Below are 23010 nucleotides of genomic sequence, written 5' to 3'. Positions count from 1 at the left end.
TAAAAGCCAAAGAAACAGAGTGTATTCTCTTGTTCAAAACGTAACCGTCGAAGTCTCTTTCCAGAACCGAAATCTCTTCCGGTCCCGCGAAGCTCCGCCGCCCACGTTTCTCTTTCTTCTCATCTTCAATTGTCAAATAACTGACCAGAAAACCCAGTCGAAATTCATTCCCGCAATCCCAGGCACCTAAGCCCAGAACCAGCAATCAGCATCGCAGCCAATCCAGGAAACACCAGAGCGAGAGACTTCGTCGCCAGCAGCGCCGCCGCCCTCGTCAGTGATCGGGCTTATAGACCCTACCTCCCGAACTAGTCAACAGGCCTATTTTGAAAAAAATCAAAAAACAGATAACTAATTGATTCTTATGTGAGTTTTATGAACATCCCCTGTGATCAGCGAAAATTGGCTGCAAAAACACCCACAGATATCCTGTAGAGAGCGTCAGGCCGCGTGCATGGTGACAGAATAAGCCGCAAAACCGTATTTCTACGTCCCTATCTTCATTGGCGACCCTGCCATTTTATGGGAAACAGCATATGGATCGCCGCAAAAAACGCCCCGTTCATTTGACACTCCTGTCATAAATATGCACATCTTCGCTCCCAGCCTGCGGGCTTGCATGAAGGAAGCGGATCACGATCGGCATGATGACGGACAAGATGATGCTCCGATCGCTCGGCAACGAGCCGCCAATCTTGGCGGATGGTCGGCGGGCACCAGATCGGCGTGAGGTTTCCCTCCGTTGGCTTTCCGGCACCTTTCTCACCGGCGTCACATCAAGCATCCTGATGGGCGTGGCATTGTTTGCCGCACTCGATGGCCGACAGCAGCTGGCCATCCCCGCGGAAGCCTATGCGACGGTCGATAGTCATAATACTACCGAGGACCAGGTCACGCGCGGGGGCCGACTGATTTCCACAGCGATCGCCTCAAAGCCTTCCGACCGCAATATTCTTGAAGTGTCGACCGTGGTGCGCGATGGTGACAAGGAAGTCGTGCGCCGCCAGCCCTTCGCCCATGTGAAGATCGCCCTCGCCACCAACCGGATCGCCAGCGAGAGCTACCCGCCCTTCGACCCTCTGGCGATCTTTTCGACGGACGACAGCATACCGCAGCCGGCCAACAAGACCGGAGCCATCTACGGATCGGACGTCGAATCCGAAGTCAGCCTGAAGACGATCCCCGCTCCTGCCAAGGACATTCCATTCCAGCTCGCCGGCTCCATGTCGCTTGATGAGGTCGAAGAGAATGTCCGTTCCAACGGTTCGGTGCTGGCCGACGGCAATGCCCAGCTTTCGGCGCTCTACTATGTCGACCCGCGCCGTTTCGCCAATGACGATTCCGATGTCGACCTGACGGCGGGCCTTTCGGCACGTATCGTCGAGGAGAACATGTCCGTTTCGGCGCCGGAAGCGGTGACCGCCCAGACGGAAGAATTTGCCGATGACATTATTCCCGTCCGCGAGAACATGCCGATTGCCGCGGCGCTGACCGGTGCCGGCTACCTCAAGGCCGATGCGAACGATGTCGCAAGCAAGATCCAGCCGCTTTTCGGTTCGTCCGATGTCTCTGCCGGCGACGTGCTGCGCATCGGCATCCTGCAGAAGGGCGAGCAGGCAAAAATCATCCGCGCCAGCATCTATCGCGGCACGAAGCATCTGCTGACCGTCGCGCAGAACGATCATGGCGAATTCGTTGCTGGGAACGCGCCGCCAATGCTCGATGCCATCTCGACGGCTTTCGACAACGACGCGCCCGTCCTGACAGCCGGCCGCGACCTGCCGAGCGTCTATGACGGCATCTATCGCGCCGCCCTCTCCTACGGCATGACCAAGGAAATGGTGGCGCAGATCGTCAAGCTGCTTGCAAGCAATGTCGACTTCCAGGCACAATTGAAGCCGACGGATTCGCTGGAAGCCTTCTTCTCCGTCACCGACGGCAAGGGACAGGCGACGGCAGATTCCGAGTTGCTCTACGTCAACGCCAGGTTCGGCGATAACGTAACCCGCTTCTATCGCTTCGAGGATCCGACGGACCACTCGATCGATTACTTCGACGAGAACGGCAAGAGCATCCGGCAGTTCCTGCTGCGCAATCCTGTTCCCACCGGCGTCTTCAAATCCGGCTTCGGCATGCGCCGCCACCCGATCCTCGGCTTTGCGCGCATGCATACCGGCGTCGACTGGTCGGCGCCGCGCGGCACGCCGATCATCGCTGCCGGCAACGGCATCGTCGAAAAGGCCAGCTGGGATTCCGGCGGCTTCGGCAACCAGACACTGATCCGTCACGCGAACGGCTACGTCTCCTCCTACAATCACCAGAGCGCCATCGCCAAGGGCGTCGTCCCCGGCGCAAAGGTGGTACAGGGACAGGTCATCGGCTTCATCGGCTCGACTGGCCTTGCGACCGGCCCGCATCTGCATTACGAGCTGATCGTCAACGGTACGAAGGTCGATCCGCTGCGCATCCGCCTTCCCGGCGGCAAATCGCTGGAAGGCGATGCACTCACCAAATTCCAGGAAGAGCGCAAGCGCATCGATGCACTGCTGACCGACGACAAGACGAAGCAGATCGCCAGCAAATAGCCTCAACCGCGCGGCGCATTTCACGCTGATCTTTCGACGGTGCGGTCAATAGCAAAATGGCGGCCCGAAGACCGCCATACGCATTTACTCAGTCGCCGCAGCTCAGGCCGCTTCGTTTATCGACTGACGCGGCCGGAACAGCAGCCGGTCCGAACCGCTGGTGACCTTGACGAGCGAACCATCCGGAATCTGACCCGAAAGGATCTGCTCGGCGAGCGGATCCTGAACGTATTTCTGGATTACCCGCTTCAACGGCCTTGCACCATAGACCGGATCGTAACCCTTGTTGGCGAGCCAGTTGCGGGCATCGTCATCGAGTTCGAGCGTGATCTTGCGCTCCGAGAGCAACTTCAGCAGTCGTTCGAGCTGAATGTCGACGATCGCGCCCATCTCATCGCGCTTCAGGCGGTGGAACAGGATGATTTCGTCGATACGGTTCAGAAATTCTGGCCGGAAATGCGACCGGACGACTTCCATCACCTGCTCGCGCACCAGATCGCTGTCATCACCCTCCTTCAGCTGGGTTAGATATTCAGCGCCCAGATTGGAAGTCATGATGATCATCGTATTGCGGAAATCGACCGTGCGGCCCTGCCCGTCCGTCAAGCGTCCGTCATCCAGAACCTGGAGCAAGATGTTGAACACATCGGGATGCGCCTTTTCGATCTCATCGAACAGCACGACCTGATAGGGCCGCCGGCGGACTGCTTCGGTCAGTGCGCCGCCTTCCTCATAGCCGACATAGCCGGGAGGGGCACCGATCAACCGCGCCACGGAATGCTTCTCCATGTATTCCGACATGTCGATGCGCACCATCGCGGTGTCGTCGTCGAAGAGGAAGCGGGCAAGCGCCTTTGTCAGCTCCGTCTTGCCGACACCGGTCGGACCGAGGAAGATGAACGAGCCGATCGGCCGGTTCGGATCCTGCAGGCCGGCTCGCGAGCGGCGAACGGCGCGGGAAACAGCCTGAACGGCATCGCCCTGGCCGACGACCCACTTTGCCAGCTCATCTTCCATCCTGAGCAGCTTGTCGCGCTCGCCTTCCAGCATCTTGTCGACGGGGATCCCAGTCCAGCGGGAAACCACCTGGGCGATGTTGTCGGCGGTGACGACCTCCTGCACCATGGAATCGCGGGCGCTATCCTGCTCTTCCGCGGCGTGGAGTTCCTTCTCCAGATTGGGGATAACGCCATAGGCAAGCTCGCCGGCACGCTGGAATTCACCCTTGCGTTGGGCAATGGCAAGCTCGTTGCGAGCATCGTCGAGCTGCTTTTTCAGATCGGCGGCAAGACCGAGCTTCTGCTTTTCAGCCTGCCAACGCGCGGTCAGCGCATCGGCTTCCTCTTCGAGAGAAGCAAGGTCACCCTCCAGTCTTTTCAGCCGGTCGGCCGAGGACTGGTCGGTTTCCTTCTTCAGTGCCTCACGCTCGATCTTCAGCTGGATGATGCGACGATCGAGCTCGTCAAGCTCTTCCGGCTTCGAATCCACCTGCATACGCAAGCGCGCTGCAGCCTCGTCCATCAGGTCGATGGCCTTATCGGGCAGGAAGCGATCGGTGATGTAGCGGTTCGACAGGGTCGCGGCAGCCACCAGCGCGGCATCGGCGATGCGCACCTTGTGATGCTGTTCGTATTTTTCCTTCAAGCCGCGCAGGATCGAGATCGTGTCTTCGACCGTCGGCTCCTCGACCATGACGGGCTGGAAACGGCGGGCAAGAGCTGGATCCTTCTCGACATGCTTGCGGTATTCATCGAGCGTGGTCGCACCGACGCAATGAAGCTCGCCGCGTGCGAGCGCGGGCTTCAGCAGGTTGGATGCATCCATCGCGCCGTCGGCCTTGCCGGCGCCGACCAGCGTATGCATCTCATCGATGAACAGGATGATCTCGCCGTTTTCCGACTGCACTTCGTTGAGTACGGCCTTCAGCCGCTCTTCGAACTCGCCGCGGAATTTCGCACCGGCAATCAGCGCGCCCATGTCGAGCGCCATCAGCTTCTTGTCCTTCAGCGATTCCGGCACGTCGCCATTGACGATACGCAGCGCCAAGCCTTCGACAATTGCCGTCTTACCAACGCCGGGCTCGCCGATCAGCACAGGATTGTTCTTCGTACGGCGGGACAGGACCTGGATCGTGCGACGAATTTCGTCGTCACGACCGATCACCGGGTCGAGCTTGCCTTCGCGGGCCTCGGCGGTGAGATCGCGGGCATATTTTTTCAAGGAATCGAAGCCCTGCTCCGCATTGGCGGAGTCAGCCGTGCGGCCCTTGCGGATATCATTGATGACCTGATTGAGGGCGACGGGCGTGACGCCTGCATTTTTCAGGGTTGCCGAGGTCGACGCTGTGGGTTCGATCGCCAACGCCTGCAAAAGACGCTCGACAGTGACGAAACTATCGCCCGCCTTCTTGGCCGCATCTTCTGCGGTCGTGAAAACCTTGGCGAGCGGCTGTGAGAGATAGACCTGGCCGTCACCGCCGGAAACCTTCGGCAGCTTGGCAAGTGCGGCATCATTGGCGATACGGGCAGCCTTGGCGTCGCCGCCGGCACGTTCGATCAATGAGGCGGCCATGCCCTGATCGTCGTCCAGAAGCACCTTGAGAACGTGCTCGGGCGTGAACTGCTGATTGCCCTGTGCGAGCGCGTTGGTTTGGGCGGATTGCAGGAAACCGCGTACCCGCTCGGAGTATTTTTCAATATTCATATGAGACCTCCATAAATCGCTCTGCCCGAACCCGGCACAGACCGATGATTGAGATTGAGCCCCCTCTAGAGGCGAGCCCGCCTTACCGCCATTGAGATTTGCGGCAAGACAACTGGAGGAGATATGGGAGGCTATTTGAAGAGTTTAAAGGGTTCAAATCGCGAAAAAAGCACGAGGTTTGGTTAGCAAATCGCGCCGACTTATTGGCCGGCTACCCAGCTTCGGCGGTCGAGGGTGGCGAATCTTTCCCTCTCGCGACCTGATGACCGTTCAGCCCTTTCCATTCGCCCATAGCAAAACGGCAACGGCTGTGCATCTCGCACTGCCGTTGCCGTTTCAATATTGTGACCACCTGCGCCAGAAGGCGCAAAAGTCTTATTCCGAGGTAGCATCCGCCATGGCTGGCGCTTCGCCCGAAGCGGCGTCACCTTGACCTTCGCCTTCACCCGATGCAGCGCTACGGCGCGGCTGGCGGCGCGGGCGATTACCACCCGCACTGCGGCGACGCGGCTGCCGCTCGGTGGCGGCGACTGCCGGAGTTTCCTCTTCGATCGCCACTTCGGCCGGGATGCCTTCGATTACAGGCTGCGGACCCGTACCGTTGATGGCTTCCGGCTCGTGAGCGGGCGCTGCGGCAGCGGCTGGAGCAGCCTGCTGCTGGCGAACGTGAGGCTGAGCCATCTGCGGCTGATCGTCGATTTCCTGCGCGTCCATATCGTCGATGTCACGCTCGGCATTATCGCGGTCATTGTAGTTGTGATGATCGTCGCGCTGGTAGCGCTCCTGCATCTGCGCCTGGGCGCTGGCAATGATCCGATTGTAGTGTTCGGCATGCTGCAGGTAATTTTCCGCCATGACGCGGTCGCCGGAGCTTTGAGCATCGCGAGCCAAGGCCGCGTATTTCTCGGCGATATGCTGTGCGGTTCCGCGGATTTTCACGTCGGGACCGGAGCTGTCGTAAGTCCTGGTCAGCGGGTTCGAGCCCTTGCGGTTGAAATTGTTGTTGTTATTTCCGCCGCCGCCGTTGTTGTTACCACGCCCCCGACCGCGCTTGTTCTGCTGTCCTGGCCTCATAGATCCTTCACCTGAATTCTCTTCGTTGGGATAAAATTATACACGACACCTGCCGCCGAGGTTCGGACACTGCCAAACCAGGGCTTTCGTGCCGCAAGCAAACTGCGCTTTGGCGCCGGTCTGCCGCTCGACTACGTCAGATTAAACTGATCACGCATTGGGTTATCTTCAACCTTTGACACTCTTACCAGAGAGCGGTTCCCCGAGGCTGTCCAAGATAAGCGAATCGTCTCGCTCAGTCCCAGCCGCCCAACGCGTGAGCGCAACCTATATTGCTTCCTCAGGAAATCCAAGCTTTTTCTTTGCGATAACAACGGGGTCCCACAAATCCGCTGAAAAACGTCGCATTAATGTTGAAATTCAAACACAAGAACCCGGTCATTCTGCCCGTAGTCACGAACTGCCTCGACAAGGGAAAATCCTGCTCCTTCAAAAATCGAAGTCACCGTTTCACGCTGATCGTAACCGATCTCTACTCCAATCATGCCATTCGGAAATAGAAACCGCGCCGCATCTTTTGCGATCGCTCTATATGCGTCCAGCCCATCAAGGCCCCCATCTAGGGCCGCGGGAGGATCGAAATCCTTTACTTCTGGAGCGAGAGTGGAAATGACATTGGACGCAATATAGGGCGGATTTGAGACAATCACATGAAAACGTTCGTGGACGGCGTCAAACCAGCTTCCATGCGCGGTCCTGAACCGCGCCGCCAGGCCATTTCGCTCAGCGTTCCCGCGAGCGGTTTCCAGCGCTTCGCTGGAAATGTCAGAACCTACGCCCATCGCTCTGGGGCATTCATGAAGCAGAGCCAGACAAATGGCTCCGGTTCCCGTTCCGATGTCCAGTATATGGATATTGCCGATATGGGATTCAAGACGCCTGACATGCGGCAGCATCGTATCGACGAGAATTTCCGTATCGGGCCGCGGTTCTAGCGTCGCAGCCGAAAGCCGCAGCGACAGACCATAGAATTCCCGCTCACCGAGAATGCGGTAGACCGGCTCGTGATTCAGCCGTCGCGCGATCGCCGTCCGCACTGCCGCCGTGTCGTCAGCAGACACAACTTTGGAGCCGCGCGTCACGAGCCCGGTGGCGGAAAGACGGAGAAGGCCGCCGACAAGAATGCGCGCCTCCGTCGCGGGATCATCGAGGTCAGCCTCCGCAAGACGCGCGCGCACCTCCTGTAGGAGCCCGGATACGGTTGGCCCCTGCCCGCCGCTCATGCCTGTTCGCCGAGTTGGGCGAGCTGGCTAGCCTGATAATCCGCCAGCAGCGCATCGACCACCTCGTCGATCTCGCCTTCCATCATCCGGTCGAGCTTGTAGAGCGTCAGGTTGATACGGTGATCGGTGACGCGCCCCTGCGGGAAATTATAGGTGCGGATGCGCTCTGACCGGTCGCCCGAGCCGACCTGGCTCTTGCGGTCGGCGGAACGCTCGCTGTCGGCGCGCTGGCGCTCCATGTCAAAGAGGCGCGACCGCAGGACCTGCATGGCCTTGGCGCGGTTCTGGTGCTGCGACTTTTCCGAGCTCGTGACGACGATGCCGGAAGGAAGGTGCGTGATGCGCACGGCCGAGTCCGTCGTGTTGACGTGCTGGCCGCCGGCGCCTGAAGAACGCATGGTGTCGATGCGGATATCCTCGGGCCGGATTTCGATATCGATTTCCTCGGCTTCCGGCAGCACGGCGACCGTTGCCGCCGAGGTGTGGATGCGGCCGCCCGCCTCCGTTTCCGGCACACGCTGCACGCGATGAACGCCGGATTCGAACTTCAATCGGGAAAACACACCCTTGCCGCTGATGGTGGCGATGATTTCCTTGAAACCACCCGCTTCGCCCTCACTGGCGGAGAGAACCTCCACCTTCCAGCCATTGCTGGCGGCGAAACGCTCATACATCCGGAAGAGGTCGCCCGCGAAAAGGGCTGCCTCGGAGCCGCCGGTGCCGGCGCGGATTTCGAGGATCGCGCTCTTCTCGTCGGCAGCATCCTTCGGTAGGAGCTCGATCTGGATGGCCTGCTCCAGCGTCTCGATGCGCTCCTTCACCTCGGGCAACTCCATTTCGGCGAGATCGCGCATGTCGCGGTCGACCGACTTGTCGGAGAGCATGGTCTCGAGATCGGCAGCCTCAGTAAGGGCGCGCTCATAATCCCGGATCTTGGTCACGACCGGCTGCAATTCGGAATATTCGGAAGCAAGCTTCACATAGACATCTGCGGCCGGGCCAGCGGACATACGCGCTTCGATCTCGCCGAAACGGCGTTCCAACTCGCGTATTTTTTCAACGGGAAGCTTCGCCACCCTCAACTCCAATTCTTCTTATTATCTCTGCTTTGATGTTGTGATGCGCATGATCCTGCCTGCAAACCGCTTCGTGCTTTTCAGGATCGGACGCTACAGCGGAATATTGTGGCTCTCGGCAAAGTGCGCAAGAATCTCCCGCATCGAAGACTTCGGCTGCTTGTCATCCAGCGCAGCCTCCATGACATCCGACAAGGCCTTGAGATCGAGCCCGAGCAGCATCGCCTTGACCGGGCCGATTGAGGCCGGCGACATGGAAACAGAGCGGAAGCCGAGGCCAAGCAGGGCCATGGCCGAAATCGTCTTGCCGGCCAATTCGCCGCAAAGCGTCACCGGCGTATTGTTGCGCTGCCCCGCGCGCACGATATCGCGCAGGATGCGAAGAAACGGGCGCTCGAGCGGATCGAAACGGTCCGAGACGCGGGCATTGCCGCGATCGACCGCCATCGAGAACTGGAACAGGTCATTGGAGCCGACCGAGACGAAATCGACTTCAGCCATCAGCTCGTCCAGCTGCCACAACAGCGCCGGCACCTCGAGCATTGCACCGAATTGCAGCTTGCGCGGCAGGCCGTGCCCGAAGCGCGAGAGGTGCTGCACTTCCTTCTGCAGAAGCTCGCGCACCGCTCTGATCTCGGAGACTTCCGTGACCATCGGCACCATCATCTTCAATTCGCTGTCGGCCGCCGCCTTGAGCATGGCCCTGAGCTGCGTGCGCAACAAGCCGGGACGATCGAGCGAGAGGCGGATGGCGCGCCAGCCGAGCGCGGGGTTTTCTTCCTCATGCGCTCGGAAATAGGGAACCACCTTGTCGCCGCCGATATCGAGCGTGCGGAAGGTGACGACACGGCCGCCCGCTTGCTTCATGACATTGCGATAGAAGGCTTCCTGCTCGTCCGCCTTCGGCATGGTCGAGGCGATCATGAACTGCAGCTCGGTGCGGAACAGGCCGATACCCTCTGCGCCTGATTCGGCAAGCTGCGGCAGGTCCACCAGCAGGCCGGCATTCATCAGCAGCGAAATGCGTTGCCCGTCCTTGGTGACCGGCTCGACGGCGCGCAGAGCCCGGAACTGTTCCTGCCTGCGGGCGCGAAACCGGACCTTCTCCTCATAGGAGCGCTGATGATCGGCCATAGGCCGAAGGTGAACATGGCCGCCATCGCCATCGATGATGACCGAATCGCCATTTTCCGCCAGCGCGACAATGCCTACCGCCTGTCCGACGACTGGAATGCCCATGGCGCGCGCCACGATGACGACATGGCTCGTGACCGCGCCCTCTTCCAGCACCAGGCCGCGAATATTGGCGCGCGGATAATCGAGCAGTTCCGCCGCGCCCATCGCACGCGCAAAGATGACCGCATCGTTCGGGAAACCTTCGGCGCTGGTGCGGCCAGCATGCCCGATGAGTTGCCGCAAAAGCCGGTTCGCCAGATCCTCGAAATCGTGCATGCGCTCGCGCAGATAAGGATCGGTCAGGCGCATCATGCGGGCCTTGGTATCGCTCTGCACCTTTTCGACGGCAGCTTCAGCGGTCAGGCCGTTGCGGACGGCTTCCTCGAGCTTGCGCACCCAGCCTTGGTCGTGCGCGAACATGCGGTAGGTTTCAAGAACCTCGCGATGTTCGCCCTCCATGGAAACGTCGCGGCGCGAGAGCATATCGTCGATCGAAATGCGCAGCGAACCAAGCGCTTCGGCGAGACGGCCGATTTCTTTGTCGGCATCCTCGTTCAAGAGGTTGGTGACGACGATGCGCGGCTCGTGCAGCACGACATAGCCGAGCCCGATACCTTCATTATAGCTGTCGCCATCGATGGTGACGGAACGGGTGAGATCGAGTTCCAGGCCAGGCTTGGTGATCTTTTTCAGCTCGCCGGTGGCGATCATCTCGGCCAGCACCATGGCCGTCGTCTCGAGCGCCTCCAGCTCTTCCTCGCGATACGTGCGGCTCGCCTTGTTCTGGACGACGAGGACACCAAGCGACCGGCCGGTGCGCAGGATCGGCACGCCGAGGAAGGAATGGTAGATCTCTTCGCCGGTTTCCGGCAGGTAGCGATAGGCGGGATGCGATTGCGCGTCCGAAAGGTTCAGCGGCTGGGCAGAAGCCGCGATCGTACCGACCAGGCCCTGCCCCATCTTCAATTGCGAAAGGTGGACGGCCTCTTTATTCAGGCCCTCGGTGGCATAAAGCTCAAGGACTCCGTCGGCACGCAGCACGTAAACCGAGCACACCTCGGCAACCATGTTGCTGGCAATCTGGCGGACGATCCGGTCAAGGCGCTCCTGCGGCTCCAGCGGCTCCGCCATCAATTCGCGTAGCCGCTTGAGCAGAACGCGTGGACCGCCGGATAGGTCTCTCATTGCGCCACTAGCTCCCGAATCAAGATGTCATGCCCACGTCAGGGCCGGCCGAAACTCGCCTCCGTCACGGTCCGTCGTCAGCAGTCGTGACTCAACTCTTATCCAGACCGTAGCAGGAATGCAAAGTCCTGACTGCGAGTTCTGCATAAGGACCGTCGATCAGGATGGAAATCTTGATTTCTGACGTCGTAATAGCCTTGATGTTGATGCCTTTTTCGGCAAGTGCCTGGAAAGCCGTCGCGGCTACGCCTGCATGCGAACGCATGCCGATGCCGATAACCGAAACCTTGACCAGGCCTGATTCGCTCTGGACGACGTCGTAGCCGATCTTTTCCTTGTTCTCACCAAGAACGCGCAACGCCTTCTCGACATCGCCTGATGGGACCGTGAAAGTCATGTCGGTCTTCGAACCGTCCTCCGAAATATTCTGGACGATCATGTCGACATTGATGTGGTTTTCGGCCAGCGGCCCGAAGATCGCGGCGGATACGCCCGGCCGGTCGGCAAGACGGCGCAGCGAGATCTGGGCCTCATCCTTGGCATAGGCAATGCCGGTGACTACTTCCTGTTCCACGATTTCATCCTCGTCACAAATCAGCGTTCCGGGCGGGTTGAGCAGATCGCCCATGCCCGGAGCATCGGGATCCTCGAAAGAAGAGCGCACGAAGGTGCGGACCTTGAACACCATGGCAAGCTCGACCGAGCGCACCTGCAGCACCTTTGCGCCGAGAGAGGCCATTTCGAGCATTTCCTCGAAGGCGATCTTCTTCAGGCGACGTGCCTTGGGTTCGATGCGCGGATCGGTCGTATAGACGCCATCGACATCGGTATAGATATCGCAGCGGTCGGCCTTGACGGCGGCGGCGATCGCAACGGCTGATGTATCGGAGCCGCCGCGGCCAAGCGTCGCAACGCGATTGTCGGGACCGAGCCCCTGGAAGCCGGCGACAACTGCCACCTGGCCTTCCTTCATGCGGCGGATCATATCCTCGCCGTCGATGTCGAGGATGCGGGCTGCGCCATGCGCATTGTCAGTGCGGATCGGGATCTGCCAGCCCTGCCAGGAGCGGGCGTTGATGCCCATCGCCTGCAGCGCAATCGCCAGTAGACCGGAGGTGACCTGCTCGCCCGAAGCCACGACGGCATCATATTCACGCGCATCATAGATCGAGTGATTGGCGCCGGCGACCTTGGGCATGTTCTGAACCCAGCCGACCAATTCGTTGGTCTTGCCGGACATGGCGGAAACGACGACGGCCACTTCGTGACCGGCATCGACCTCGCGTTTCACATGGCGGGCGACATTCTTGATACGGTCCAGATCCGCGACGGAGGTCCCGCCGAATTTCATCACGATGCGTGCCATGTGCCTCTACCAGTACCCTGCGCCGGGCGGCTGAACGCGAAAAGCCCGACATGCAAAATCGCCCTTCCGGTTCGGTAGCCGGAAAAGCGTGATCTCAATGGGGCCGTCTCTTAGCGAGTTTGTCGGGCAGGCGCAATAGCATCGGGCGCCAGAGGCGACGAAAAGTTTACTTTAAAAATCCACTTTTAGGGTGGACCAGAGCTTGTCGAGAATGCCCCCTTCCTTGGGGCTATTTTCTTTATTGAGGAACGTGGCGACAAGCACGCCGCCTTCCGGCCGGCCGGTCGCAACGATCTCATATTCCATGACGTCGTCGTCCGTCGTCGTTTCGGCCTTGAGGCCCTTCAGAACCGTGCCGCTCGGCAACGTGCGCTGGGTTGGTCGCTTACTGATCTTCGCGCCGCCATTGAGGCTCTCCTGCACCATCTGCTGCAGGACCACATCGGTGTAGCTGGACGGATTGAGACCCTTATAGACCTGCACGATAATGCCGGTGCCGATCGGCGTCATCAGCGCATATTGCTGCACGCCGTCGCCGAGATCCGTCTTTGCGACTGTGAATTTGCCATCATGATCGAAGGAGAACTTGCCGCCCGTAAAGGTCACTGTTTCGCTGCGTTGCAACTCCACCGGCACCTTGCTGCCGTCCTTCATAGTAACTTCGAGCATATCGCCGGGATTGATGCCGACACTGACCCCGTCGATCGTCAGGCGAAACCCCTTGCCGTCTCCGGCATTTGCATGGCTGGCCGCGAGCCAGCCCATGGCGATGGCCGTCGCGAGACGGAGTGGTCTCATGAGGAACTCCTCTACAAGCCGGTCGATCGCCATCGATCCCGGTTCCGAAAGTCCATTTCACAGCCCCGGGGATTGATCGGCCATAAGATACCTCTATGTCAACCTTCGCATCGCAATTCGCGCCTCCTGATCGGGATAGCCCACAGGTGATCGAAGATCGCAGGGCCTTGACATCGCGCATCGATCGTCCGACTTCACCCTACGGATAGAATTATTGTGTGCGGTCGGCCGAACCTTCGAGCGACGCAAATCACGGAGCAAGCCATGAACGAAACGGCGAAGAGCACGATCGACCAGAGCGAAGTGGACCGTTTCTCCGCCATGGCGGCGGAATGGTGGAGCCCCACCGGCAAGTTCAAGCCGCTGCACAAGTTCAACCCGGTGCGCCTCGCCTATATTCGCGACCGGGCCTGCGAAAATTTCGATCGCGACCCAAAGAGCAGCCGGCCGCTTGAGGGCTTGCGCGTGCTCGACATCGGCTGCGGCGGCGGCCTGCTGTCGGAGCCGGTAGCGCGCATGGGCGCCTCTGTCGTCGGTGCCGATCCTTCCGAGAAGAATATCGGCATTGCCTCGACGCATGCAAAGGCTTCCGGCGTTCCCGTCGACTACCGAGCCGTCACGGCCGAGCAACTGGCCGAGGCCGGCGAAACCTTCGATATCGTGCTGAACATGGAAGTGGTCGAGCATGTCGCCGACGTCGAATTCTTCCTGTCGACCTGCGCAAAAATGGTGCGCCCGGGCGGCCTGATGTTCGTTGCGACCATCAACCGCACCATGAAGGCAGCGGCCCTTGCGATCTTCGCCGCCGAAAACGTCCTACGTTGGCTGCCGCGCGGCACCCATCAATATGAAAAGCTCGTGCGTCCGGAGGAGATCGAAAAGCCGCTTGCCGCGAATGGCCTCGACATCATTGCCCGCACCGGCGTCTTCTATTCACCGCTGCAGGACCGCTGGAATCTCTCCAAGGATATGGATGTCAATTATATGCTGCTGGCGAAGCGGGCGAATCTGAGCTGATCGCGCACCTGCGAACCACCCTCAGGCCTTCGCGCTTCAAATTTTCAATGTCAGCACATGCGCCAGCAACTCGCTCTGGCTCACGGCATTGCGAGCAGCGATCTCCTTGATACGAGAACGGTCGATCTCAAGTGATTGACCATCGGATCCATAGGGCTGTTTGAATGAGAACGCCCTTGGACTTGCACCATGATCATGAAGGTGTTCGAGGCGCTCGACACCATCCTGCCACCGCGGAACGGCTCCAGCCTCCACCCACCAAAGAACAAGCGGCGGCCAGCTCTGCCTGACATTCCAGTGTCGCCCATGTTTCAGGGCATCGGCATGCACGCCGCTATAAGTGAATGCCATCAGCGATTCGATATCGGCCCAAAGCGAAAGGGACGATGGTGCAGTCTGAAAGCCGCTGCCCTCGATGAAACGCGGAAAGACCTGCTCGCCCCAGCAGGCGATGCCGGGCTCGCCGGCATAACCGGAGCGGCCTAAGAAGCCGTGAGCACACGCAGCCGCTTCGAAGTTCGCCGCTTCTCGCAGCCGAAAACCCTCGACTGCAGGGCTCTCATAGGCTGCGACGTGCAGCCCGAAATTATACATTGCGAGATGCTTGTCCGCGCCTGCCGGCATCAGTTGATATCGTCGGGCAGCACGGGAATGGCGGCGATCTCGATACCTTCGTCGACGAGGGCCTGCGCCTCGTCGGGTGTTGCCTTGCCGATGATCCCGCGCGCATCCGCCTCGCCGTAATGGATCTTGCGGGCTTCCTCGGGGAATTTGGTGCCGACATCCTCGGCATTGGCCTTGATGGCGTCAACCGCTTCCTTGAGTTTCACCAAAGCCTGCTTGCGTGCTGCGTCCATCGCAAGCGTCTGCATCTCGTCCTTCTTGCGCGCCGTCGAAACCGAAGGCGCCATCAGCAGCTTGGAGATCTTAGCCGAATTGCAGACGGGACAAGTGAGGAAGCCGCTCGCGACCTGACGGTCGAAATCGGCGCTTTCGGAAAACCAGCCCTCGAACTCATGGGCACTCTCACAGGTAAGCGAATAACGGATCAAGCAGCGACGCCTCCAGCCGCCGGCGTCGCGATCTTCTCCAGCGAAAATTCACGCGCATTCTTCAGGTTCGGTATCTTGTCATGGGCCGATTTGACGGCAGCGATATCGATCTCGGCGATGACGACCGCCTCGCCTGTGCCGCCGGCCGATGCCAGCACCTTGCCCCAGGGATCGACGATCATCGAATGGCCGAAGGTTTCGCGGCCGTCCTCATGCTTGCCGGCCTGGGCGGCGGCAATAACGAATATGCCGTTTTCGATGGCACGGGCGCGCAGCAGAATTTCCCAATGCGCTTCGCCCGTCTGCTTGGTAAAGGCGGCAGGCACCGTCATTACTTCGGCGCCGGCAACGGCCTGGGCGCGGAAGAGCTGCGGAAAGCGGACATCGTAGCAGATGGAAAAGCCGAGTTCGGCGAATGGCAGCGAGGCGATGCGTGCTTCCGACCCCGGCCGGTAGACGGCGCTTTCGCGCCAGCTCTCGCCATTGTCAAGATCGACATCGAACATGTGAATCTTGTCGTAGCGATTGATGAGCTTGCCGTCGGGACCGAAGAGGAAACCGCGATTGGCGATCTTGCCGTCATCCAGTGCAATGGCCGTCGAGCCGATGTGAAGATGGATGCCAAGTTCCTTGGCCAGTTCGGAGGCCGTCTTGACGATGATATCGTTCGGCTCGTCACGCAGCACGGTGCGCAAGCCCGGTCGATCCTTCTGCACGGCACCGGTCATCTCCGGCGTCTGCACGTAGATCGCCCCTCGCGAGGCGGCGTCACGCACCAGACGGGCCATATCAGCCGCGTTCTTCACGGGATCGACGCCGGAACACATCTGGATGGCAGCAGCCTTGAAGCTCATCGGTTTCTCCTCGTCAATATGGATCAGGCAGCCAGCATCGGGTCGAGCTTGCCGGCCCGGTCGAGTGCGTGGATATCGTCACAGCCGCCAACATGCTCGCCATTGATGAAGATCTGCGGGAAGGTCGAAGCGCCATTTGCCTTGGCGATCATCTCCTGCCGCAGCTCGGGCGAATAGGTGGCGTTGTGCTCGACATAATCGACACCTTTGGATTCGAGCAGGGATTTTGCACGGGCGCAATAGCCGCAGAATTCACGCGTATAGATAACGACGGATGCCATGATCCACTCCGGAAAAGCCTATATTGATTGTCATATAAGATGGCCGACGACCCTTGCAAAGGTCAAAACCGTGACATCGGCGGCCCCTGCTTTCTTCAAGGCCCGCGTAGCAGCCGCAACCGTGGCGCCGGTCGTATAAACGTCGTCGACGAGCACGATGCGCCGCCCGAATATATCGGCCGCCCGATGCTCGGAGACAGCGAAAGCGCCGCGCACATTGTCCTGCCGCGCCTTGGCTCCCAGCCCGACCTGCTGGGTCGTGCGTTTGACGCGCAGGAGCGTTGCTGCCAACAGCGGCTTGCCCGAAAGGCGTGCGATATGCCGCGCAAGTTCGGCCGCTTGATTGTATTTGCGCGCAAACAGCCGCGCCCGGTGCAGCGGCACCGGAATAATCGCATCGCAGGCAGCCACCGTCCCGTCGCTGGCGCGTAGCATCCAGCCAGCCATCATCGGCGCGAGGTCGGTGCGATCGCGATATTTCAGGCTGAGAACGAGATCCCGCACTATACCATCATGGACGGCGGCGGAGCGCAGACGGTCGAAGACAGGCGGATCGGCAATCGCCTCGGCACTCAGAATGCCGGCACCAAGATCATGGGAAAACGGGCTGCCGAGCACCTCGCAATAGGGCCGTTCGATGAAGCGGATACCGGACCAGCATGTCGGACAGAGGCCTCGATGCGCGCCGACCGAAACCCCACAGCCCGGGCATGCGGGCGGATAGACGAGATCGGCGAGCGCCACGAAGGACCTTTTCAGCCCGGCGCCCAGCATAGACAAGGTGATTTCGCGTACCATCATCCCCATATGATTGAGACTAGCAATTCCGGGAAAAGTGTATAGCGGTTTTCCGCTCGGAATTGTGCGAGAGAAACGCGTGTGCCCGGCATGCCCAGCCGAATTGACGATAGTGCAGGAAACCACCATGGAAATCGTGTTCGACCAATCGCTGCTTTCGGCCCGCAAGCGCCGGGCGCTAAAACAAGGTGATACGAATGCCTCTTTCCTGCTCGATATCGCCGCCGGCGAATTGGCGGAGCGGCTTGCTGTCACCGAACGCCATTTCGACGAAGCGGTCGAGTTGCACGGCACGACCGGCATTGCTGCGCGCCTGGCTCTGGCGACGGGCAAGATCGGTCATCTGAAACGGATCGAAAGCGAGAAGGGCTTTGCCGCTCCCGGCGAGACCATCATCGAGGCGCCGCCAGAGGAACTGCCGCTGGAGCCGGAATCGGTCAATCTCGCGCTCTCTCCGCTCAACCTGCATGTCACCAACGACACGCCCGGCGTCTTCATTCAGATCCGCCGAGCGCTGAAGGCCGATGGCCTTTTCCTGGCGGCGATCCCCGGCTCAGGAACCCTACAGGAATTGCGCGACGTGCTGCTCGCGACCGAAATCGAGCTGACGGGGGGTGCCAGCCCGCGCGTCATCCCCTTTGCCGATGTGCGTGATGTCGGCGGTCTCCTTCAGCGCGCCGGCTTTACCCTGCCGGTTATCGATGCTGAAAACTACACCGTACGCTACGACAATCTGTTTGCCTTGATGCGCGACCTGCGCGCCATGGGCATGACCAATCCGCTGGTCGATCGCAGCCGCAAGCCGCTGACGCGTGCCTTCTTTCTGCGTGCGGCCGAGATCTATGCTGAGCGCTATTCCGATCCGGACGGGCGGATCAGGGCGACATTCTCGATCATCTACGTCTCCGGCTGGACACCACACGAAAGCCAGCAAAAGCCACTGCGGCCTGGTTCTGCCAAGACGCGCTTGGCGGATGCGCTCAAGGTTGAGGAGCACAAGCTGAAGCAGTAGCCAAAGATTTGCCGGCCACGTCAGTTCTGGGACGCCGCCGAATTCTGTATTGTATTGGACAGAAGATTGAATGTGTTTGAAAGGCTGCCGCCGAAGGCGCCGACACCACTGATGATGGCAGCCGACATCAAGGCAGCGATGAGACCATATTCAATGACCGTGGCACCGGTCTTATCGGTGAAAATACGCCGAACGGAACGCATAAGCTCGAAGCTCCCAGCATTGGACAACTGATGAATCCGATGCTCGTCATGGCATCCGGCAGGCTATGCTCATGCACTATTGGCAGCCGGTATCGGCACCATAACCCTGGACGATGCAGACCGAACCCGGTTCCTGCTGCAAAACGCTGCGGCGGATCGTATACCGCTTGCCGTTTTCCGTCTGCGGGATCGAACCCGTGGCAATATTGTCAATATCCGGCGCGCTTGCAAGCACGCGCGACTTGGATTTGTCAGAGAGCATGGGGGTCAGAATAAGCGAAAGCGCGACCGCCGCCGTACCGAACAGCAAAGCGATATTCAACGCGCCCGTCCTGCGCGACGTGGAATAGGACTGCTCTTTTTCCTGAACAGCTTTCCAGAAATCGTCGTCCATTATGTCAAGCCTTCTCTAACGCACCCAACAACCCGCTTGATTGAGAGAATTGAATGCCAGAAGGTCATAAACGATCCCTTAATATCCACATGCAAATTAATGAGACGTAAAATTCCGGGACAGTGCGTGATTCGCATTATCGGCCTGATATTAAATGGCTAATTCCCGTTAACCATGTTTGCGATGAGCCGTCCCTCGACGCACCGAATGTGCGCTGTAAAAATTCCGGAAGGATCAAGCTTCGCCTCGGATGACAGATCGCTTCGGCAACCACACACCATAGCGTGTATAAAACGCAACGTAATCCAATAGATTGATATTGATATTCACTCGCATTGGTGCGACTTATCGGCCGGATGCTATTATCGTAAGTTGCAGTGGAGCTAATGCATGGTGGGATTGTTCAAAGTCGTCGGCGGCCTCGTCATAGCCGTAGCCGTCGTGATGGCCATGTGGATGGTTGCCATCGGAGGCATCAACGGCTTTTTCGCGGGGCTGGTGGTCGTCCTTCTCTGGGGATTCTGCGGTGCCGCGATTTTTACGTTTGGATTGATGCTCGAACACTTGGTCGCGATCCGCCGGAACTCAACCGAACAGTCGGAAATGCTGGCGGAGCTGTTGCGGAGAACACCGAAAGCAGGGCCGTCTCATCGAGAGTCCACGGCGCAAAGCCTCGATCAGCTCACCAAGTCGAACTTCCGCTTCAAGGACATCTGACCCGAGGACAATTCCAGCCAGCCAGCCAAATACCGGACCTGGGCGCAGGTGCTCTTAAAGCAGATCCTGCAGGAACGGGATCAACGGCTCGTCGGCCGGCGGCATCGGGTAGTCGCGCAGGGCCTGGGGCCGCACCCATTTGATTGCCTGCCCTTCCCGGCCATGCGGGATCCCTTCATAACGACGGCAGATGTAGAGCGGCATCAGCAGATGAAAGGCATCGTAGGTGTGGCTGGCGAAGGTCAGCGGCGCGAGACAGGCGATTTTCGTCTGGATGCCGAGCTCTTCCTGAAGCTCGCGCACCAAAGTCTCCTCCGGCGTCTCGCCAGCCTCGACCTTGCCGCCGGGAAACTCCCATAGGCCGGCGAGCGATTTTCCCTCGGGGCGCTGCGCCAAAAGGATACGGCCATCGGCATCGATGAGTGCGCAAGCAGCAACGAGAACGATCTTTCGGCCAGCCTCGCTCATGCTTTCTCCGGCGGTTGCCAATAGCAATAACGATAGGCTTCGCGGAAGCCGAAGCGGACATAGAGCGCCAAAGCCGGCGCATTGTCGGCACTGACCTGCAGCCAGGCGGTCTTGGCGCTGCGCATCCGCGCCCAACGCAATGCAGACGTCAGGATTTCGGCTCCGAGCCCCTTGCGCCGATGCTGCGGCGAGACGGCAACCGACATGATGCCGGCAAGATCATTGTCCTGCACGCAAAGCGTCGTCGCCACCGGCCCGGCATCATCATTTTCAATGACAAAGAGGCCCGATGGCGGCTTGATGCCGCTCACCACTTCCGCCAATGCCGGCTTCAGAGCCGGATCGGCCTCATCAACGATGAGGCTCGCATCGACAAAGCGGCCGACATCATGGCTCGGCAGATGATCCAACATATCAGGCAATTCGAGATCGACGAGATCGGCGGTCATGACGATCGTCTCGTCGAAACACGTCCAGCCGCGCTCGCGCAGGAGATCGATAAGCTTCTGCGAGGCGAGCGGCGTCTCGCGCACCACCATCGGCCTGCCATAGGCTTCGAACTTGCGCTGCGCTTTTGCCAGGCGGATTTCGAGATCGCGATGATCGGAGGGATCGAGCGGCACGACGGAATTCAGCCGCTTTGACGGATGACCCGCCGTTAGCCGGATTTGCCAACTGCCGTCATATTGCACCGACGAGGCAGGCCAGGCCCGGAAGCCGACGGCTTCGAGCCTGCGCACCAGGGGCAGCTTGTTTATCGTGGACTGCGCATGCATCAGCTAGGTATCAGCTCCGATAGTCGCCATTGATGGCAACATATTCCTTGGTAAGGTCGCAGGTCCACACCGTTGCACGGCCATTGCCGAGGCCGAGATCGACCTTCACGGGAATATCCTGCTGCTTCATGACATTCGAGGCGGCTTCTTCTGAATAGGAAGCGTCACGCTCGCCGTTGACGGCGACGCGGACATCGCCGAACCAGATGGCGAGCTTGTCGCGATCCGCCATTTCACCGGCTTTGCCGACAGCCATGACGACGCGGCCCCAATTGGCGTCTTCGCCGGCGGCCGCGGTCTTGACCAGCGGCGAATTGGCGATCGAAAGCGCGATGCGCTTGGCAGCAGCGTCGTTTTCTGCACCCGTCACGGTGATTTCGAGCATCTTGGTCGCGCCTTCGCCGTCACGAACGACCTGGATGGCAAGATCCTTCAGCAGCTCGTTGAGTGCCACACGGAAAGCACCAAGCTTCGGATCGTCGGCACGATCGATATGCGCCTGCCCGTCAGCTGCGGCAGCGCCGGTGGCAAAGAGCATCAATGTGTCTGAGGTCGAGGTATCGCTGTCGACGGTCATGGAGTTGAAGCTCGGGCCGACACCCTCCGACAACAGCGTCTGCAGAGCGGCGGAGGAAATATCGGCATCGGTGACCACGAAGGAGAGCATCGTCGCCATGTCGGGCGCGATCATGCCGGCACCCTTGGCAATGCCGTTGATCGTGACCTTGACGCCGCCAATCTCGGCGGTGCGGGTCGCAACCTTCGGATAGGTATCCGTGGTCATGATCGCCTTGGCGGCCTCGAACCAGAAATCGCTTGTCGCATCCTTTGCCATCGTATCGAGCACGCCGGCAAACTTGGTGGCGTCCAGCGGCTCGCCGATGACGCCGGTGGAGGCGAGATAGACCTCATTTTCACCGCAGCCGACGGCAGCCGCCGCGGACTTGGCGGTCAGTTCCGTCGCCTGGCGTCCCTTCAGGCCGGTGAAGGCATTGGCATTGCCGGAATTGACGACGACGGCGCGGGCGCTGCCATGGGCCAGATTCTTGCGGCAGAAATCGACCGGGGCTGAAGGGCACTTCGAACGGGTGAATACACCGGCAACGGCGGCCGGCTTGTCGAAAACCATCAGCAGGACGTCTGTACGGTTCTTGTACTTGATGCCGGCGGACGCCGTGGTCATGCGCACGCCGCGCAGAGCCGGCATGGAAACGAAGGATTTCGGAGCGAGCGGAGAGACGGAACCGGACATGAGACCCACCTAATAGTGAAAGGCCCGGAAAACCGGGCCTCGATTGTTTGACTGCCTTCAATTACTGCTGCGGCTGCGCGTCGGGCGCTGCTGCACCATCGGCGGGAGCAACGGCGTCGTCGGCCGGTGCCGCATCCTGCTGCTTCTGCGCGTCGTCATAAGCCTTGCTGAGCGCCGGATCGTTGATGACGACCTTGGTATCCTGCTTGGCCTTGTTCAGAAGCTCAAGATACTTGTCGCGCATGACGAGCTGACGAACCTGGTCCTTGACCTGGTCGAACGGCGGAGGAGGAGCATTGCGCTTATCCTCGACCTTGATGATGTGCCAGCCGAAATCGGTCTTGACCGGGGTCTTCGTGTAGGTGCCGACCGGCAGCGCGAAAGCCGCGTCTTCGAATTCCTTGACCATGCGGCCATGGCCGAAATAGCCGAGATCGCCGCCGTCAGCCTTGTTCGGATCGGTCGACTTTTCCTTGGCAAGTGCGGCAAAATCCTTGCCGGCATCGAGTTCCTTGATGATCGCCTTGGCTTCATCCTCGGTCTTTACGAGGATGTGGCGGGCATGAACTTCTTCCTGCTTCGGCAGGGCTGCGACTTCCTTGTCGTAACGAGCCTTTACTTCATCATCCTTGATGGCGTCGGCGACATGCGCCTTGAAGAAAGCATTGTGCAGCTCGCGGTCGCGCAGATAGGCCATGTGAGCCTGGAAGTCCGGCGTCTGGTCGAGCTTTTCGGCAGCGGCCTTCTGTGACAAAAGCTTCACATCGACAGAAGCTGAAAGTGCTGCGACCTTCTTCTGATCATCCGGAAGCTGGCCGAGCTGCGGATCGAGATTGGCGATCGCCAGATCGAGTTCGGATTGATGGATTTCGACATCGCCGACCTTGGCGACAACGGGGTCCTTGGCGTCGGCCGCGAAGACCGGAGCCTGGAAGGTAACGATTGTTGCGAAAGCAACCGCAGCAAGCTTGTTATACTTCAACATAAAATAACCCTTCGG

Annotated in this window: 23 protein-coding genes; 4 read left to right on the top strand and 19 right to left on the bottom strand. The window is 59.7% G+C overall.

The features are described 5' to 3' along the window. On the bottom strand, positions 1-205 hold a 205-nt coding region (locus ACYJRZ_RS20930), incomplete at its 3' end, for a hypothetical protein (protein WP_459462127.1). Between the two features lie 439 nt (positions 206-644). Here ACYJRZ_RS20930 and ACYJRZ_RS20925 point away from each other — a divergent pair. Beyond that, entirely contained in the window at positions 645-2585 is a 1941-nt protein-coding gene (locus ACYJRZ_RS20925; protein WP_459462125.1) for a M23 family metallopeptidase, read from the top strand. A 102-nt stretch (positions 2586-2687) separates the two neighbouring features. Here the strand turns inward: ACYJRZ_RS20925 and clpB are convergent, their stop codons facing one another. The 7 genes from clpB to ACYJRZ_RS20890 form a co-directional block, all read right to left on the bottom strand. Further along, positions 2688-5288, bottom strand: coding sequence for an ATP-dependent chaperone ClpB (clpB, locus tag ACYJRZ_RS20920; protein ID WP_459462123.1), 2601 nt, complete (start codon positions 5286-5288; stop codon positions 2688-2690). Between the two features lie 375 nt (positions 5289-5663). Continuing rightward, positions 5664-6362, bottom strand: coding sequence for a DUF4167 domain-containing protein (locus ACYJRZ_RS20915; protein WP_459462121.1), 699 nt, complete (start codon positions 6360-6362; stop codon positions 5664-5666). A 347-nt stretch (positions 6363-6709) separates the two neighbouring features. After that, on the bottom strand, positions 6710-7585 hold the full coding sequence (gene prmC / locus ACYJRZ_RS20910; RefSeq protein WP_459462119.1) for a peptide chain release factor N(5)-glutamine methyltransferase: 876 nt from the start codon (positions 7583-7585) through the stop codon (positions 6710-6712). Then, positions 7582-8661, bottom strand: coding sequence for a peptide chain release factor 1 (gene prfA / locus ACYJRZ_RS20905; protein ID WP_459462117.1), 1080 nt, complete (start codon positions 8659-8661; stop codon positions 7582-7584). Before prfA ends, prmC begins: the two co-directional genes overlap by 4 nt. A 93-nt stretch (positions 8662-8754) precedes the next feature. After that, the gene (gene ptsP, locus ACYJRZ_RS20900; RefSeq protein WP_459462115.1) at positions 8755-11022 is read right to left on the bottom strand and encodes a phosphoenolpyruvate--protein phosphotransferase; all 2268 of its coding nucleotides are present in this window, start codon (positions 11020-11022) and stop codon (positions 8755-8757) included. Between the two features lie 91 nt (positions 11023-11113). Beyond that, on the bottom strand, positions 11114-12388 hold the full coding sequence (locus tag ACYJRZ_RS20895) for an aspartate kinase (protein WP_459462113.1): 1275 nt from the start codon (positions 12386-12388) through the stop codon (positions 11114-11116). A 171-nt stretch (positions 12389-12559) separates the two neighbouring features. After that, on the bottom strand, positions 12560-13186 hold the full coding sequence (locus ACYJRZ_RS20890) for a hypothetical protein (protein WP_459462111.1): 627 nt from the start codon (positions 13184-13186) through the stop codon (positions 12560-12562). Positions 13187-13450: 264 nt separating this feature from the next. Here ACYJRZ_RS20890 and ubiG point away from each other — a divergent pair, with 264 nt between their 5' ends. Then, complete coding sequence (gene ubiG / locus ACYJRZ_RS20885) at positions 13451-14203, top strand: bifunctional 2-polyprenyl-6-hydroxyphenol methylase/3-demethylubiquinol 3-O-methyltransferase UbiG (RefSeq protein ID WP_459462109.1); 753 nt, start codon at positions 13451-13453, stop codon at positions 14201-14203. Between the two features lie 36 nt (positions 14204-14239). Here ubiG and ACYJRZ_RS20880 read toward each other — a convergent pair whose 3' ends face one another. From ACYJRZ_RS20880 to ACYJRZ_RS20860, 5 genes are read right to left on the bottom strand one after another with little or no spacing between them, the layout of a single operon-like run. Further along, complete coding sequence (locus ACYJRZ_RS20880; RefSeq protein ID WP_459462107.1) at positions 14240-14827, bottom strand: DUF3291 domain-containing protein; 588 nt, start codon at positions 14825-14827, stop codon at positions 14240-14242. Continuing rightward, on the bottom strand, positions 14827-15255 hold the full coding sequence (locus ACYJRZ_RS20875; protein WP_459462105.1) for a DUF1178 family protein: 429 nt from the start codon (positions 15253-15255) through the stop codon (positions 14827-14829). The genes ACYJRZ_RS20880 and ACYJRZ_RS20875 overlap by 1 nt, the downstream gene beginning before the upstream one ends. Continuing rightward, positions 15252-16109, bottom strand: a complete 858-nt coding sequence (locus ACYJRZ_RS20870) for a carbon-nitrogen hydrolase family protein (protein WP_459462103.1) — start codon at positions 16107-16109, stop codon at positions 15252-15254. The genes ACYJRZ_RS20875 and ACYJRZ_RS20870 overlap by 4 nt, the downstream gene beginning before the upstream one ends. A 23-nt stretch (positions 16110-16132) precedes the next feature. Continuing rightward, positions 16133-16390: a glutaredoxin 3 gene (gene grxC, locus ACYJRZ_RS20865; RefSeq protein ID WP_112336471.1), complete on the bottom strand. Its 258-nt coding sequence runs from the start codon at positions 16388-16390 to the stop codon at positions 16133-16135. Between the two features lie 30 nt (positions 16391-16420). Then, positions 16421-17197: a ComF family protein gene (locus ACYJRZ_RS20860; RefSeq protein ID WP_459462100.1), complete on the bottom strand. Its 777-nt coding sequence runs from the start codon at positions 17195-17197 to the stop codon at positions 16421-16423. A gap of 118 nt (positions 17198-17315) precedes the next feature. On the opposite strand from ACYJRZ_RS20860, the gene ACYJRZ_RS20855 reads away from it, so the two are divergent. Next, positions 17316-18200 carry a methyltransferase domain-containing protein gene (locus ACYJRZ_RS20855; protein ID WP_459462098.1) on the top strand — a complete coding sequence of 295 codons (885 nt, stop codon included), beginning with the start codon at positions 17316-17318 and terminating at the stop codon, positions 18198-18200. Positions 18201-18220: 20 nt separating this feature from the next. Here the strand turns inward: ACYJRZ_RS20855 and ACYJRZ_RS20850 are convergent, their stop codons facing one another. After that, positions 18221-18403: a Flp family type IVb pilin gene (locus ACYJRZ_RS20850; protein WP_459462096.1), complete on the bottom strand. Its 183-nt coding sequence runs from the start codon at positions 18401-18403 to the stop codon at positions 18221-18223. Positions 18404-18479: 76 nt separating this feature from the next. Then, a complete protein-coding gene (locus ACYJRZ_RS20845; protein ID WP_015341285.1) occupies positions 18480-18797 on the bottom strand; it encodes a hypothetical protein in 318 nt (105 codons plus the stop codon). A 390-nt stretch (positions 18798-19187) separates the two neighbouring features. Here ACYJRZ_RS20845 and ACYJRZ_RS20840 point away from each other — a divergent pair, with 390 nt between their 5' ends. Continuing rightward, entirely contained in the window at positions 19188-19514 is a 327-nt protein-coding gene (locus ACYJRZ_RS20840) for a hypothetical protein (protein ID WP_459462094.1), read from the top strand. A gap of 54 nt (positions 19515-19568) precedes the next feature. Here the strand turns inward: ACYJRZ_RS20840 and mutT are convergent, their stop codons facing one another. The 4 genes from mutT to ACYJRZ_RS20820 form a co-directional block, all read right to left on the bottom strand. Beyond that, on the bottom strand, positions 19569-19982 hold the full coding sequence (gene mutT, locus ACYJRZ_RS20835; protein ID WP_459462092.1) for an 8-oxo-dGTP diphosphatase MutT: 414 nt from the start codon (positions 19980-19982) through the stop codon (positions 19569-19571). Next, on the bottom strand, positions 19979-20758 hold the full coding sequence (locus tag ACYJRZ_RS20830; protein ID WP_459462090.1) for a GNAT family N-acetyltransferase: 780 nt from the start codon (positions 20756-20758) through the stop codon (positions 19979-19981). The genes mutT and ACYJRZ_RS20830 overlap by 4 nt, the downstream gene beginning before the upstream one ends. 10 nt (positions 20759-20768) lie before the next feature. After that, entirely contained in the window at positions 20769-22010 is a 1242-nt protein-coding gene (argJ, locus tag ACYJRZ_RS20825; protein WP_459462088.1) for a bifunctional glutamate N-acetyltransferase/amino-acid acetyltransferase ArgJ, read from the bottom strand. Between the two features lie 61 nt (positions 22011-22071). Continuing rightward, positions 22072-22995, bottom strand: a complete 924-nt coding sequence (locus tag ACYJRZ_RS20820; protein WP_459462086.1) for a peptidylprolyl isomerase — start codon at positions 22993-22995, stop codon at positions 22072-22074. Positions 22996-23010: the final 15 nt, after the last annotated feature.

The organism is Rhizobium sp. No.120 (assembly GCF_054558365.1).
Note: the sequence above shows the minus strand (reverse complement) of the source record. Positions and strands in the feature narration are given on the sequence as shown.

What these genes read in the sequence shown, in the direction of transcription:
- ACYJRZ_RS20915 (WP_459462121.1), bottom strand. Translation starts at nt 6,362, where the DNA reads ATGAGGCCAGGACAGCAGAACAAGCGCGGTCGGGGGCGTGGTAACAAC.
- ACYJRZ_RS20925 (WP_459462125.1), top strand. Translation starts at nt 645, where the DNA reads ATGATGACGGACAAGATGATGCTCCGATCGCTCGGCAACGAGCCGCCA.
- ubiG (WP_459462109.1), top strand. Translation starts at nt 13,451, where the DNA reads ATGAACGAAACGGCGAAGAGCACGATCGACCAGAGCGAAGTGGACCGT.
- ACYJRZ_RS20870 (WP_459462103.1), bottom strand. Translation starts at nt 16,109, where the DNA reads ATGAGCTTCAAGGCTGCTGCCATCCAGATGTGTTCCGGCGTCGATCCC.
- clpB (WP_459462123.1), bottom strand. Translation starts at nt 5,288, where the DNA reads ATGAATATTGAAAAATACTCCGAGCGGGTACGCGGTTTCCTGCAATCC.
- prmC (WP_459462119.1), bottom strand. Translation starts at nt 7,585, where the DNA reads ATGAGCGGCGGGCAGGGGCCAACCGTATCCGGGCTCCTACAGGAGGTG.
- ACYJRZ_RS20830 (WP_459462090.1), bottom strand. Translation starts at nt 20,758, where the DNA reads ATGCATGCGCAGTCCACGATAAACAAGCTGCCCCTGGTGCGCAGGCTC.
- ACYJRZ_RS20880 (WP_459462107.1), bottom strand. Translation starts at nt 14,827, where the DNA reads ATGCCGGCAGGCGCGGACAAGCATCTCGCAATGTATAATTTCGGGCTG.
- ACYJRZ_RS20850 (WP_459462096.1), bottom strand. Translation starts at nt 18,403, where the DNA reads ATGCGTTCCGTTCGGCGTATTTTCACCGATAAGACCGGTGCCACGGTC.
- ACYJRZ_RS20860 (WP_459462100.1), bottom strand. Translation starts at nt 17,197, where the DNA reads ATGGGGATGATGGTACGCGAAATCACCTTGTCTATGCTGGGCGCCGGG.
- mutT (WP_459462092.1), bottom strand. Translation starts at nt 19,982, where the DNA reads ATGAGCGAGGCTGGCCGAAAGATCGTTCTCGTTGCTGCTTGCGCACTC.
- ACYJRZ_RS20845 (WP_015341285.1), bottom strand. Translation starts at nt 18,797, where the DNA reads ATGGACGACGATTTCTGGAAAGCTGTTCAGGAAAAAGAGCAGTCCTAT.
- ACYJRZ_RS20820 (WP_459462086.1), bottom strand. Translation starts at nt 22,995, where the DNA reads ATGTTGAAGTATAACAAGCTTGCTGCGGTTGCTTTCGCAACAATCGTT.
- ACYJRZ_RS20895 (WP_459462113.1), bottom strand. Translation starts at nt 12,388, where the DNA reads ATGGCACGCATCGTGATGAAATTCGGCGGGACCTCCGTCGCGGATCTG.
- argJ (WP_459462088.1), bottom strand. Translation starts at nt 22,010, where the DNA reads ATGTCCGGTTCCGTCTCTCCGCTCGCTCCGAAATCCTTCGTTTCCATG.
- ptsP (WP_459462115.1), bottom strand. Translation starts at nt 11,022, where the DNA reads ATGAGAGACCTATCCGGCGGTCCACGCGTTCTGCTCAAGCGGCTACGC.
- ACYJRZ_RS20855 (WP_459462098.1), top strand. Translation starts at nt 17,316, where the DNA reads ATGGAAATCGTGTTCGACCAATCGCTGCTTTCGGCCCGCAAGCGCCGG.
- grxC (WP_112336471.1), bottom strand. Translation starts at nt 16,390, where the DNA reads ATGGCATCCGTCGTTATCTATACGCGTGAATTCTGCGGCTATTGCGCC.
- ACYJRZ_RS20890 (WP_459462111.1), bottom strand. Translation starts at nt 13,186, where the DNA reads ATGAGACCACTCCGTCTCGCGACGGCCATCGCCATGGGCTGGCTCGCG.
- ACYJRZ_RS20840 (WP_459462094.1), top strand. Translation starts at nt 19,188, where the DNA reads ATGGTGGGATTGTTCAAAGTCGTCGGCGGCCTCGTCATAGCCGTAGCC.